The sequence below is a fragment of the Acinetobacter sp. 778_lipA genome (assembly GCF_058242985.1).
On the sequence record NZ_JBZAYT010000001.1, the window covers coordinates 3,988,336 to 4,002,901 of the forward strand.

General features: G+C 39.6%; 11 protein-coding genes. 7 read left to right on the forward strand and 4 right to left on the reverse strand.

Going from position 1 to position 14,566, the window contains the following annotated elements; all coding sequences use genetic code 11:
• Positions 1-37 precede the first annotated feature (37 nt).
• Positions 38-1,243 (reverse strand): type II secretion system inner membrane protein GspF, encoded by a 1,206-nt coding sequence (gspF, locus tag AC4CUY_RS18975; protein WP_336953726.1) that lies wholly within the window; start codon positions 1,241-1,243, stop codon positions 38-40.
• Positions 1,244-1,411: 168 nt separating this feature from the next.
• Between gspF and AC4CUY_RS18980 the strand changes: the two genes are divergently transcribed.
• From AC4CUY_RS18980 to AC4CUY_RS19005, 6 genes are all read left to right on the forward strand, one after another.
• On the forward strand, positions 1,412-3,637 hold the full coding sequence (locus AC4CUY_RS18980; RefSeq protein ID WP_336953725.1) for a primosomal protein N': 2,226 nt from the start codon (positions 1,412-1,414) through the stop codon (positions 3,635-3,637).
• A 279-nt stretch (positions 3,638-3,916) separates the two neighbouring features.
• Positions 3,917-5,812 (forward strand): monovalent cation:proton antiporter-2 (CPA2) family protein, encoded by a 1,896-nt coding sequence (locus AC4CUY_RS18985; RefSeq protein ID WP_490774576.1) that lies wholly within the window; start codon positions 3,917-3,919, stop codon positions 5,810-5,812.
• An 83-nt stretch (positions 5,813-5,895) separates the two neighbouring features.
• Positions 5,896-6,771: an Hsp33 family molecular chaperone HslO gene (gene hslO, locus AC4CUY_RS18990; protein WP_004725526.1), complete on the forward strand. Its 876-nt coding sequence runs from the start codon at positions 5,896-5,898 to the stop codon at positions 6,769-6,771.
• Between the two features lie 345 nt (positions 6,772-7,116).
• On the forward strand, positions 7,117-8,085 hold the full coding sequence (locus AC4CUY_RS18995) for a DnaJ C-terminal domain-containing protein (protein WP_336953723.1): 969 nt from the start codon (positions 7,117-7,119) through the stop codon (positions 8,083-8,085).
• A 41-nt stretch (positions 8,086-8,126) separates the two neighbouring features.
• A complete protein-coding gene (locus AC4CUY_RS19000) occupies positions 8,127-8,465 on the forward strand; it encodes a chaperone modulator CbpM (protein WP_004725521.1) in 339 nt (112 codons plus the stop codon).
• Positions 8,466-8,587: 122 nt separating this feature from the next.
• The gene (locus tag AC4CUY_RS19005) at positions 8,588-8,857 is read left to right on the forward strand and encodes an HP1242/YdcH family protein (RefSeq protein ID WP_004725519.1); all 270 of its coding nucleotides are present in this window, start codon (positions 8,588-8,590) and stop codon (positions 8,855-8,857) included.
• 7 nt (positions 8,858-8,864) lie between these two features.
• On the opposite strand, the gene AC4CUY_RS19010 is transcribed toward AC4CUY_RS19005, so the two are convergent.
• The 3 genes from AC4CUY_RS19010 to rpsO all read right to left on the reverse strand — a co-directional run bounded on the left by AC4CUY_RS19010 (position 8,865) and on the right by rpsO (position 12,849).
• Positions 8,865-10,088: a magnesium transporter CorA family protein gene (locus tag AC4CUY_RS19010; protein WP_336953741.1), complete on the reverse strand. Its 1,224-nt coding sequence runs from the start codon at positions 10,086-10,088 to the stop codon at positions 8,865-8,867.
• Between the two features lie 148 nt (positions 10,089-10,236).
• The gene (gene pnp, locus AC4CUY_RS19015; RefSeq protein ID WP_336953740.1) at positions 10,237-12,324 is read right to left on the reverse strand and encodes a polyribonucleotide nucleotidyltransferase; all 2,088 of its coding nucleotides are present in this window, start codon (positions 12,322-12,324) and stop codon (positions 10,237-10,239) included.
• Between the two features lie 255 nt (positions 12,325-12,579).
• On the reverse strand, positions 12,580-12,849 hold the full coding sequence (rpsO, locus tag AC4CUY_RS19020; RefSeq protein ID WP_004725514.1) for a 30S ribosomal protein S15: 270 nt from the start codon (positions 12,847-12,849) through the stop codon (positions 12,580-12,582).
• A 269-nt stretch (positions 12,850-13,118) separates the two neighbouring features.
• Between rpsO and AC4CUY_RS19025 the strand changes: the two genes are divergently transcribed.
• Positions 13,119-14,417: a serine hydrolase domain-containing protein gene (locus AC4CUY_RS19025; protein ID WP_336953721.1), complete on the forward strand. Its 1,299-nt coding sequence runs from the start codon at positions 13,119-13,121 to the stop codon at positions 14,415-14,417.
• Positions 14,418-14,566 lie beyond the last annotated feature (149 nt).

Here is a 14,566-nt window from a genome sequence, read left to right on the forward strand (position 1 = left end):
GCTTACTCTCTATATATTCTTTATAAAAATAATTGGCTTAAATCATATTGTTCATATTGACGATTGGCAACATAACTGCAATCACAATAACCAAAACAATACCCGCCATAAACACCAACATTAATGGCTCCAATAAAGCCAATAGTGTTGAAATAAATGAAGATACTTCTCGATCCTGCATATCTGATGCACGGCTCAACATTCGGTCTAACTCTCCCGAAGCTTCACCACTTTTAATCATTTGTACCATCATCGGTGGGAAATAACCACAACGCTCCAATTGCGTAGCAAGATTTCCACCCTCAGTGACTTTCTCTGCTGCAATATTGACAGCATCTCGTATTACCCAATTACTACTCACAGCGGCCCCAATTTTCAAAGCATCTACGAGCGGTACACCTGATTGAGTCAGAATAGATAAGGTACTGGCAAAACGTGCCGCATTTATACCACGAGATAATTTACCAAATAATGGCAATCTGAGTGTTAAACGATCAAAAGCATAGTGCCCTGCAGAAGTTCGCAAAAAACGAATTAATAAGAAAAATCCAACCACACTAAAAACCAGCATAAAGGGCCAGGCCTGTCGAATAATCTCACTGGCTTTCATCAGTGCTACAGTGATCCATGGTAAGGCTTGCTTACTTTGGTCAAAGGTTTTAACAATGTCTGGAACAACATATGTCATCAACCCCATCACAATCGCAAAAGACATAAACATCAAGATGATTGGATAGATCATCGCACCTTGAATTTTCTTTTGCATGGCAAAGCGGTTTTCGGTGTAATCAGATAATTGATCTAAAATTAAATCTAAATGCCCTGAACGTTCACCCGCAGCAACGGTCGCAATATACAAATCTGGAAAGCGTCCTGTTTGTTGCATCGCTTGAGCCAAAGAGTGCCCTTCAAGCACTTTTGAACGTGCCGAAAGTAAAAGATTTTGTACATGCACTTTTTCACTTTGTTTGGCAACTGCTCGTAATGCTTCCTCTAAAGGAATCGCAGCAGCGACCAAAACAGAAAGTTGACGTGTCATTAAGGCCAGATCATAAGCCGAGAATTTACGTTGAAAAAATCCTGAACTTTTATTTTTATCTTTTTGTTCAACAGCATCCACCGTGACAGGAATCAATTCCTTGTCCCGTAGTTGTTGTCGAATCTGGCGTGCGGAATCTCCTTCTAACACGCCTTTTTGCTGCTTTCCTGAAGCATCAATTGCAGTAAATTGATATGCTGGCATTATTATGCTCTAGTTTTCCAAAATTTTTTGATTACGCTGTTGCGTCATACCCTATAAATCATTCATATTCATGTTTATAGATGACTGTTACACTCTAACACAAGCCGAATCTGCACATGAAACAATTTCATCACAGCCTCACTAAATTAATGAGTCACTAAATTAAAAATGTCGAATACCCTTGCTACGCCACAGACGATTTATCGTATTCAAGTTGCTGTTCCAGTCTATTTGAATGACTGCTTTGATTACCAAGTCACCGCTGAACAATATGCGCAAGCTGAAGTCGGTGCGCGTGTTGCAGTGTCTTTTGGCAGACAGAATCTGATTGGTGTTATTGTCAAGAAAGTACCGATTGATGAACCTGTGGATTCCCATTTTAAACTCAAAGCCATTACTGAACTGTTAGATGAACAGGCCATTCTAGACAGTAAAGTTTTAAGTTTATTGACATGGTCATCACAATATTATCAATTTCCTATCGGTGAAGTGATTCAAACGGCGTTACCTACCTTATTACGCCAAGGGAAACCTTATAATTTATTGGCACGTATCTGGAAACTTTTAGACTTACATGCCGAAGACAAAGTTAAGCGTTCTGAAAAACAACAAGAAGCCTATAAAATTTTAAAGCTACACCCGAAAGGGACACAGGAAAATATTCTTAATCTAAGTGGTGTTGAAACAGCCACACTCAAAGTCCTTGAGAAAAAAGACATTGTTCGTTGTGATTTAGAACCACAAAATGTCACGCCAGAACCGGTGCAATTGGCACAGATGCCCCTCACGCCAAATGACGATCAGAAGAAAGCCATTCAAGCGATTTTAAAAGCGCAGAAAAAATATCAAGCGTTTCTACTGGATGGTTTAACTGGGAGTGGTAAAACCGAAGTTTATTTGCAAGTGATGCATGAAGTACTTAAACAAGGCAAACAAGTCTTGGTTTTAGTGCCTGAAATCGGCTTAACCCCACAAACCATCAGCCGTTTTCAATCACGTTTTCATTGCAATATTGCCTTACTGCACTCAGGCTTAAATGACACTAAACGTTTACAAGCATGGCAGCATGCGCAAACGGGCAAAGCCTCTATTATTTTAGGCACACGTTCTGCAATTTATACACCTTTGCCACAGTTGGGTTTGATTATTTTAGATGAAGAGCATGATCTTTCGTTTAAACAACAAGAAGGCTTTCGCTATCATGCTCGCGATGTGGCCATGTATCGTGCACATTTAGAAAATTGCCCGATTATCTTAGGTTCGGCCACGCCTAGTATTGACAGTTATTATCTTGCTCGCCAAGAAAAGCTGACACGGATTGAATTAAATCAACGTGCTGGTGCCGCAATCATGCCGAAAATGCATTTGATTGATTTAAAAGTGGCAAAAAAACAGCATGGCTTAAGTGATGTTTTGATTGCTGAAATCAAAAAACGTTTAGAGAAAAAAGAACAAGTTCTGATTTTTTTAAATCGCCGCGGTTATGCCCCTGTGCTTATCTGTGAAAGCTGTGGTTGGCAGGCCAATTGCCCCAACTGCGATGCTCACTTTACCCTGCATTTAAAGCCTTATCAGCATTTGCACTGTCACCATTGTGGCACGATTAATCGTATGCCTGATGCTTGCCCTCAATGCAATCAACAACAATTAAAGCCAATTGGCATGGGAACTGCCAAAGTTGAAGAAACCTTGAATGAGCTGTTCCCTCACTTCCCCGTCTTGCGCGTAGATCGTGACTCAACTAGTCGGGTTGGTAGTTGGCAAAAGATTTATGATCAAATCCAAAAAAGTGAACCGACTATTTTACTTGGCACGCAGATGCTGGCAAAAGGACATCACTTTCCTTATGTCACCTTAGTGGCAATTTTGGATATCGATGCAGGTTTGTTGAGTGTAGATTTCCGTGCTACAGAACGTACTGCGCAATTAATTATTCAAGTTGCAGGTCGTGCGGGTCGTGGTGAAATGAAGGGTGAAGTCTATTTACAAACCCTAAGACCTGATCATCCTTTATTAAACACCTTGATTCATAATGACTATCGGACCTTTGCTAAACAAACTTTAAAAGATCGCCAAGCCGCACAGCTTCCACCCTTTCGTTATACAGCTTTGATTCGCTGTGATTCAAAGCATCAGGAAGAAAATTTAAAGTTTCTGACTGAAATGACGCAGCTCCTTAGACAAACTGCCGAAGATAATTTAATTGATATTTGGGGACCGATTCCAGCGCCAATGGAGCGTAAAGCAGGACGTTACCAAGCTCATGTGGTTTTGCTTTCTCAAGATCGGGCAAAAATGCATTTTTATATTCGTCAATGGTGGCAACAGCTGTTACATAGCAAACCCTCTACGATGAAAATAACCATAGATGTTGATCCGCAAGAATTGAGTTAAATTTTTAATTTAGTTTATTGCTATACAAATTGAGATAATGAACCGAGTCTCAATTAAACCACTGCTGCATTTTGTATTGTTTAAATACGCACAATATATCTATTTATATGACGATAGACTTGCCGCCATTAGGTGAGGGTACAAAGGCTATCCCCCTCATAGTGCTAATCACTGTTAAATTTTTATTAGGTAAATAGACAATTTCTGAATAAATATCTCCAAGCCCATCACAAAATCACGCTACAATTTCTAAATAAAGAAAAAACTTAAGGCAAGTGAATGTCACTGTTACTCCAAATCACTATCTTCCTTGGCGCGGCATTAATCCTTGTTCCATTAGGGAAAAAACTCGGTATTGCTACCGTGCTAGGTTACTTATTTACAGGAATACTTCTGGGTCCAAGCGCGTTTAACATCGCCAACGATCCAGAGGAAATCATGCACCTTGCAGAATTTGGGGTGATTTTACTGATGTTCCTGATCGGTTTAGAACTTCGCCCACAACGTTTATGGGAAATGCGCCAATCTATTTTTGTGATGGGAAGTTTACAGGTAGGGATTACGGGATTGGTTCTGATGGGAACGATCTATTTAATCTTTCAACAATCACTCCCCGCAAGTTTTGTCATTGGTTTTGCCTTAGCACTTTCTTCAACCGCCTTTGTTTTACAGCTTTTGGAAGAAAAACAACAACTCAATACTACCCATGGTCAGCAATCCTTTTCAATTTTACTTTTTCAGGATATTGCTGCTATTCCCCTACTCGCCATTATCCCCCTCTTAGCAGGTAGCGAATCAAGTCATCATGGTATTGCTTACTTTGCCGCGATTGTTGCCACGTTTACAGGTTTATTTTTGTTTAGCCGTTATGTGATGCGACCTTTTTTTCGCTTTGTGGCAAAAAGTGGAGCAACTGAACTGATCACAGCCGTTGGCTTATTTATCGTGCTGGGTGTGGTGTTATTGATGGATACACTCGGAATTAGCACAACCTTAGGCGCTTTTTTAACGGGTGTGCTTCTAGCTGACTCTGAATTCCGTCATGAACTTGAAGCCAGCATCGCCCCCTTTAAAGGTTTATTGCTCGGTTTATTCTTTATGACGGTGGGAATGACCACACAAATCTCGCTAATTGCAGATATGCCATTATTGATTATTGGTGGCGCAGTCAGTTTAATTATGATCAAAATGATCGTGATGGCAGCCATTGCACGTTATAAAAAAATGAGTTGGAACAACAGTTTAATGGTCGCAACCTGTTTAGCCCAAGGGGGTGAATTTGCCTTTGTGGTATTAAACGTGGCAAAAAACGAGAAAGTCCTAGCTGAAGCAATCATGGAACCCATTACCTTAATTGTGACCTTATCAATGGTATTCACCCCGATCTTCTTTTGGTTTGTGAGCACGCAAGTATTGCCATTAATCAATAAAGACAGTGCACCCAAATACGATGAGATTCCCAACGAACACCCTGCTCTTATTGTTGCTGGTTTTGGTCGTGTAGGGCAAATTGTTGCTCGTTTAGCACGTATCCGTCATTTTACCTTTACTGCCATTGATAATAATTTACAAAAAATTGATTTTGTTCGACGCTATGGTGGTACTTTGTATTATGGCGATGTGACTCAACCCGATTTACTACGTGCGGCTGGAATTGAACAGGCTAAAGTTTTTGTATCAGCAATTGATAATGTTGAAGACTCAATGAATGTTGCTCGACATATTTTACTCAATTATCCAAACCTTACCTTATTAGTTCGAGCACGAGATCGCTATCACATGCACCTCCTGCGTGATGTCGGGGTCAAACATATTTGGCGTGAAACCTATTTGACTTCATTGGGTATGGGATATCGAGCATTGTGTGAACTAGGAATGAGTAAACAAGAGGCTTATGATAGTGTTGAGCTATTTAGAAATTACGATGAAGAACTGTTAACGCGTCAACAACGCATTTATACCGATGAGCAAAAGCTTTTTGAAAGCTATCGGGACTTTATTTCGGAGCTTGAGCACCTGTTTGAAAGTGATGCGCAAGTTGAAAACCATAATCCTGATCAATATAAAGATGTCCCAGATTTGGATGAATCCGGTTTAGAAAGACCCACAACAAAAGCTCAAATGCTACATACCAAACACGATCGTATTAATATTATACGTGATGACGAAAATTAACTTTAAGATGCACAGTTTTTCAGGTGAAATAAACTTGTGATTTATAATATCGCCACCATCTAAACAGGGATTTGGAGAATTTTATGTCTGATTTACGTCAACGTTTTTATATTGAAGATAGCCCTGTACGTGGTGAAATTGTACATTTAGATACAGCACTACAAACAATTCTATCGCAGCGTAATTATGCGCCCGCTGTGCGTATTTTATTGGGTGAAATGTTGAGTGCAACAGCATTACTTGCCAGCACATTAAAAATTAAAGGACGTATTAGCTTACAAATTCAAGCACAAGGTACATTCAAATGGGCAATGGCTGAATGTAACCATTTAGGTGATGTCCGCGCACTTGCAGATTATGAAGAAGACCCACATTTTATGTTGAGTGAAGACAGTAGTACTGTGCTTAGCACCTTGCAACAACCTGTTCTATTTATCAATATTGAACCTGAGTTTGGTGAGCGTTATCAAGGGATTGTGCCACTAGATCAACCTACTCTTGCCGCTTGTTTAATGCAGTATTACGATCTTTCCGCACAAATTCCAACACGTATTGTCTTGGCAAGCACGCATCACAATGCGGGCGGTTTACTAATTCAGTTATTACCACGTAATAATGAAGAAGAACAACAACGTGTCGATGAAGACTTATGGCCACGTTTGATTATGCTGACTCAAACGTTAAAACCTGAAGAGTTGACAGATTTAACCGCACAAGAAATTCTTTATCGTTTATATAACGAGGAAGAGGTTCGTCTGCCAGACGTTGAACAACTTCAATTCAACTGTACCTGTTCACGCGATAAATGCAAAAATGCATTGATCCAAATTGGTCTAGATGCGGTCAAAGAAACCCTAGAAATTCAAAATCCAATTGAAATGGATTGTCAATTTTGCAATAAAAAATATCAGTTCACCGCAAAAGAAGCTTTGAATCTGTTTGGTGAGCATTTAAGTTAATCTATTGAGATCTGAATGGTTTAAATTTGCAAAAATTTAACTATCGATTTTTACTAAGAAGAGCAAATTCAGTTTGCTCTTTTTTTTCAATTAAAATTCAAAGCATAATCAGCAAGTTTTATAAGTTAAAATGTTAAATAGCTATTTGGAATCGTCATTTACTTAACCAAAGCAACAACCCGAACACACAAAGCCCATAGAACATGAAACACCACCTTTATCAGGAATAAGCGGGATTTTGTTCTAGATAAGTTTTGAAACAATAACCACACTAAGTTGCTCTTCCATCTGTAGCCAAAAAGGCATAAAACTAGAATAAAGTTAAACAAAATAATGACCTTAAGTATGGCAAAAAATTATTATGAAGATTTGGGTGTTTCTAGAAATGCGACACCAGACGAAATTAAAAAAGCTTATCGAAAACTCGCACGTAAATATCATCCTGACGTGAGTAAAGAAACTGATGCTGAAGCAAAAATGCAAGCCATCAATGTCGCATATGACACCTTGAGTAATGAAGAAAAGAAAAAACAATACGATTTTGAACTCGACAACCCCTATGCCAATACAGGTGGGTTTGGAGGGCAATCTACAGGTCAAAGTGGTTTTGACGGTAGCCAATTCCATCGCTCATACAGTAGCAGTGGTGGACAAGATTTTAGTGGTTTTGAAGATCTATTTGGACGTTTCGGTGGCGGTTTTGGTGGCGGACATCAACAAGATTTTGGACAACGCGGCTCTCAGCAACAGCGCAGCTATAAGGGTGAAGATCAACATGCCAGTATTGAAATTCCTGTAAGCATTGGTTATGAAGGCGCAACCCAGAGTATCACCTTACAAATCCCTACCTATAATGCCTATGGTGAGCCCGAGGTACAACGGAAAACCCTCCAAGTTAAAATTCCGAAAGGCATGAAAGAAGGTCAGCAAATTCGCCTTGCAAAACAAGGACAAGCTGGAATTAACGGTGGTGAAAATGGCGATCTTTATATTGAGATCCAATACCAAGACACTGACCGTATTCGTGTTGAAGGTACTGATGTCTATTACACAGTTGATGTTACACCTTGGGAAGCAGCACTTGGTCAAAGTATTGAAATTGATACCCCAGCAGGTAAAGTAAAAGTAACTGTGCCACAAAATGCCAAACCCAATCAGCAACTCCGTTTAAAAGATAAAGGGATACCGCATAAAACCCCAGGTCATCTTTATTTGGTGATTAATATTGTTTATCCCAAAGCAACCACCGAAACACAGCAAAAAGCCTATCAACAATTTGCTGATGCTTTTAATGACTTTAATCCCCGTTCATAATTTTATAGATACCAACATAACCTTGCTAAAGGAGAGCAATCATGACAACTATTCAATATCGTGAAATTGTCTATGACGGTTTCCATGATGCAGAAATCGTGGATGAAAACCTAAATCTAGATCTCAAGCATTTTGCTGAGGCATGCGGTCAAAGTCCGGATTGGATTTTGCAATTGCTTGAATATGAAATTTTACCCGCACGTCCTGAGGATCGTATTCATCAATTTTTTGGAGAAGACATCTCACGGGCACGCCGCGCCTATCGTTTACAACGCGACTTTGAAGCCAGTTTATCTGCCGTTGCAATGATGATGGATTTACTTGATGAAGTTCAACAATTACGAAAACAAGTCAAACATCTTCACCTTCATACTCATTAATTCATTTCAAAATGTTAATGCCTAGTGACAGGTTAATATTTAACCTGTCATGATGGAGAACTTGTCTCTCCATTTTTGTTTTATCGTTTAGAATTTTATGACAAAGAGGTTAATGAGCTCTGATGAATTCGAAAGTAATGAATAAAAAGTTGAAACACATGTTCCCAGAACACCGTGATCTCATGTGTAGTTTAAAACAAGAAGATCCGCATTTTGCTAAACTTTTGATTGACCACGATGAACTTGATCGTGAAATCAGTCACCTTGAGCTTGATCCACTCAATCATATTCATGAAAATATTGAGCAGCTCAAGCGGAAAAAATTAAGATTAAAAGATCAACTCTACTTAATTTTACAAAAGACAGCTCAAATAAATCCTCAACTAGAATAATGCTTAATTATTTCAGTTTTGTGATTTTTTCGACTTCTTTCATGGTTTGTTTGATCGGTTCATAATCTAAAAACCAGAGTAAATTGACGTGCTGATTTTTATGTTGTTGTGCCAACATATCAATCACACTTCGTTCACCACGTCCTACCAAATGACGACGGTAAAAATAGACTAACAGCCCAATCGTACAACCTAACATCACACCCAACATCACCCAGAAACCTATCGGACTACGTAGACCTGGAATGAATTCAAAATTCATTCCATATACCCCTGTTAATAGAGTTAATGGCGCAAACACGGCAGTAATAATCGCAAGAATTCGCATATTCTCATTGGTTTGATTGGCGATTGCAGAAAAATGTAAATCAATCGCAGTTTGAATTGCCGTACTTAAGCGTACTGTATATTTTTGAATACGCTCAACATGGCTAACGAGATCATCCACGCGAACCAGCATAATGTCCTGCTTCTCAGTGCGTTTTTTACCTTTTAAATGGGCATAATTTTCAACAATTTCATCTCGAAGTTCTTGTAAGGAATCTATTTGTTCTTCGCACAAATTTTCGATTTGTTGAAAAACCAGATTCTCCTGAAACAGTTGATGCCACTTAGTAAAGCGGCGATTACCTTGCAAAAGTTCTTGTTGCCAAAATTCAACGCGACGAGACAAAGGATTACGTAAATCCAAATAGCCATCAATCATACTATTTAACAAGCGCAGTGCTAAATCTAAAGGCGTAGTGGGTAATTTACGTGGTTTATTCTGTTCTTCTAAACTCTTATTCATGATATTGAAAATACGTGCAAGATAACTTTCAAAGGCATGGTTGCCTTTTTCATGAATGGTGATTAAAGCTTGTGAAGTAATAATAAAACTGACTGGCGAAGACGCTAAGCCAAAAACATGATCATGCTGTTCAAGTGCATCTTCACCACTATCGATCTGATCATCTGGGGTTATTAATTTACGAAAAATCAATAAATCATAATCTTCCATTGCATCAAATGCGCATGGATGTTCGATATTTAAAATATCTCGAATATGATATTCATTGAGGTGAATCTCGGTCGCATTATAGACTTCTTTTTGCCATAGCTCAGCACGATTGACCACATCTTCACGGGTACAGTCCACCCAAACAAATTGTTGCTCTGCATTAAAAACAGGCTCTTTTTGTATACAAGTATAAGGTTCATCTGTGTGTTGAAAAAAATAAAAGCTTTGCATATCCACGATATTTTTAGTCTTTCTTGTTATGCATCATGCCATAAAAAAAGCCCTGAGCAAGCCAAAGTTGTAACTTTGGCAAAGCACAAGGCAGTCTTTTCTTTATTAAATTTTAATCAAACTGTAAAAGATTTAAACCTTGCAAATATTATGCTTGGTCTACATCTTTCATAGTTAATTTAATACGACCACGGTTATCTACGTCAGCAACTTGAACTTTAACGTCTTGACCTTCAGCCAAGATATCAGTCACGTTTGCAACGCGTTCGTTTGAAATTTGCGAGATGTGAAGTAAACCATCTGTACCTGGCATGATATTTACAAACGCACCAAATTCAACGATACGAATCACGCGACCTGCATAGATTTTACCTGGTTCAACTTCAGCAGTAAGCGCTTGGATTTTTGCAATCGCTGCTTGAGCAGCCGCTTTCGTTTCACCAAATACACGTACAGTACCGTTATCTTCGATATCAATCGCTGCTTTTGTTTCTTCTGTGATTTGACGGATTGTCGCACCACCTTTACCAATCACATCACGGATCTTATCTGGATTGATGTTGATCACTTGGAATGTTGGTGCATGCATAGAAATTTCAGGACGTGCACGTGAAATCACTTGGTTCATTGCATTAAGAATATGCATACGACCTGCATAGGCTTGATTCAACGCAACTTCCATAATTTCTTCTGTGATACCTTCGATTTTGATATCCATTTGAAGCGCAGTAATACCGTTTGCAGAACCAGCAACTTTAAAGTCCATATCACCTAAGTGATCTTCATCACCTAAGATGTCAGAAAGAACAGCAAAACGCTCGCCTTCTTTTACTAGACCCATTGCGATACCCGCAACTGGCGCTTTAAGAGGAACACCTGCATCCATAAGTGATAATGAAGCACCACATACAGAAGCCATTGAAGATGAACCATTTGATTCAGTAATGTCAGATACAATACGAATCACATACGGGAAGCGATCAGCTGGTGGAAGAACAGCTTGTACACCACGACGTGCTAAACGACCATGACCAATTTCACGACGCTTAGGACCAGATTCACGACCTGTTTCGCCTACAGAATATGCAGGGAAGTTGTAATGCAACATGAAGTTGTCAGTTTTTGTACCAGACAAGGTATCCACCATCAACGCATCACGTGTATTACCCAAAGTCGTTGTAACCAACGCCTGAGTTTCACCACGTGTAAATAATGATGAACCATGAGCACGATCTAACACGCCCACTTGTACATCTAATCCACGAACAGTTTTAGTATCACGACCATCGATACGTGGTTTTCCTGAAAGGATGTTGTCACGTACAGTACGGTATTTAAGATCTTCGAATAATTCGTTTAAGTCATCTGCAATGCCAGATTCGTCATTTTCAGGAACGAATTGAGCAGTTGCTTCAGCTTGAAGGGCATCTAAGGCAGCATAACGGTCATGCTTAACAGCAATGGTATACGCTTCAGAGATTTTAGCTTCAAATGCGTCTTTTAATTTTGCACGAAGATCTTCGTTTTTAACTGGAGCAGTCCAAGTTGATTCTGTTGCACCAGCGGCAGCAGCAAACTCTTTAATCGCTTGGATTGCAATTTGCATTTCGTCATGACCGAAAAGCACAGCGCCTAACATTTGGTCTTCTGAAAGTTCTTTTGCTTCAGACTCAACCATCAATACAGCAGATTCTGTACCTGCAACTACAAGGTCAAGGTCAGATTGAGCAAGTTGTTCTAAATTTGGGTTAAGGACATATTCGCCATTGATCAAACCAACGCGCGCACCACCGATTGGACCACGGAAAGGTGTACCAGCGATTGCAAGTGCAGCAGAAGTACCTAACATTGCAGCAATGTCAGCATCCATGGTTTTGTCTGAAGACACAACTGTTGCAGTAACTTGGATCTCGTTGAAATAACCTTCTGGGAACAACGGACGAATTGGACGGTCAATTAAACGAGAAATTAAAGTTTCTGCTTCTGAAGCACGGCCTTCACGCTTACCATAACCACCTGGGATACGACCCGCAGCATATTGTTTTTCTTGATAGTTAACTGTAAGAGGGAAGAAATCTTGACCCGCTTTAGCAGTAGGTTGTGCAACAACAGCAACCAGTACTGTTACGCCGCCCATTGTAATAAAAACCGTGTTTGCTTGACGAGCAACACGACCTGTTTCTAGCACAACTTGATGTTGACCATATTGAAATTCTTTACGAATAACATTAAACATTGACATGTATTTTTGTTTCCTAATTTTATTCTAGTGGAGACCCCTAAGGTTTGGCATTCACATCAACCGCATAAATGACAAAGCTTAGAAGCCGACCTCACTAGACAATAAATCTTTAGTTAGACTAATTTTAAACACGAAGAAGGAGCGAATATTCGCCCCTTCCCTTTTATCCAGTAAATACTGGATAGACTTTAGTTTTCATCAGTACAGCATTCAGCATGCAATAATCCGAAAATAAAAGTTTAAATCGAATTAACGACGTAAACCTAAAGCAGCAATCAAATCGCTGTAACGAGTAGCATCTTTACCTTTAAGATAGTCAAGAAGCTTACGACGTTGGTTAACCATACGGATCAAACCACGACGGCTATGATGATCGTGTTTGTGTTCTTTAAAGTGACCTTGCAAATCATTGATTTGAGCAGTCAATAAAGCAACTTGTACTTCAGGTGAACCAGTGTCATTTTCAGCACGAGCGAATTTTGCAACGATCTCTGCGCGATCTGCGTTTGTTAAAGCCATTCGATTTCTCCGAGATGCTTAATTTAAATATTTGATACAAATCAAATTGACTCTTCAAAATCAATTTAACTGCCGTGCATCACTACAGCAGTCGCCTATTTTAAAGGAACTGGGGTGAGATTGCAAAAATATCGTACAACCATATTCCATAAGGCTTAACTACAAGACTATTGCAATTTTTTTACAGATAGCATGGCAATTGGGACACTGACATCATGCCCAACTCAGTTCACACTGCCGTGGAATAAAAATAATCATGGAAAAAGATTGTGAAATTGTTTTCAACCAATACCTGCTATGTACCTAAGGACTTAAGCAGTATCACTCAGCGCAAAAATGAAGTGTCTCCAGAACTGGGAGGGATGAACCAACAACAAGTTGAAAAGATTTGGCAAAGTATTGAAAATCTGTATCAAACAGGCAATCATCCCCTGATCACCATGTGCCTAAGACGCAAAGGCAAGATTATTCTCAATCGTAGTCTGGGTTATGCGTCAGGTAATTCTGCCGATGGTCTCGCTTCAAATGCAGTACTTGCCAATCCAGACACCCCGATTTGTCTATTTTCAGCATCAAAAATAATTACAGCAATGCTGATTCACATGTTAGATGAAACAGGTGCAATCAATCTATTAGATCCGATCAGTTATTACATTCCTGAATATGCACAAAATGGGAAGCGCCGTGCAACAATTTTCCATTTGTTGTCCCATCGTGGTGGAATTCCACGGATAGAAATGGAAGTCACCCCTGAACTGCTTTTTGATAAAGATCGTATTTTGCAACACCTTTACGCTGCGCAGCCCATTTCACCAGCTGGTACGCATTTGGCTTATCACGCTGTTACTGCGGGGTATATCTTAGGTGAATTGGTTGAAAGGGTAACAGGACAAGATATTCGTCAGTTTTTACATGAGCACATTGAAAAACCGATGGATATGCAGTTTTTTAACTATGGCTTAGAACCAGAATATAGAGATCAAGTTGCTTTAAATTATCCGACTGGTGTACACCCTAAACTCGGTACAGACTTATATTTAAACCATGTGCTCGGTGGCGGCTTACAGCTTGCTGTCGATGTGACTAATGATCCACGTTTTATGGATACGGTATGCCCTGCTGGCAATATTTACACTAGTGCTGAACAAGCCAATCGCTTCTTTGAGATGTTATTGAATGGTGGTCAATATAACGGCAAGCAAATCATGAGTCCTGAAACTGTATTTCGTGCAACTTTGCCCACTTCAACCACCAACATAGACCGAACCTTGCTTGCACCGATGCGCTATGCTTTAGGGCCTATGCTCGGCAGTAACCCAGTAGGTATATTTGGACCAATGACGGGGCAAGCTTTTGGGCATTTAGGCTTTTCCAACATTCTCTGCTGGGCCGATCCAGAACGTGATATTAGCGTCAGTATTTTAAATACAGGAAAAGCTGTGGTTGGAACACATATTCCTGCTCTGGCACAAACGCTTTATCAAATTTCTAGCCAGTGTCCTAAAATTCCTAAAACACAACGTAGAGCATTATTTGGCACAGATCGAACAGAAACCGAATTGGTTTAAATAACAGCTTTAAACGCGACAGATAAAACATGAAAAAGCCCTAAGATCACTCTTAGGGCTTTCCCTTTGCGCTGTAGTTTCTTGTTTAGTTATTGTGCTTATCTTATTTATAGTATTTGCTTGTACCCTAAGCAGTTTTTGTTTTTGTA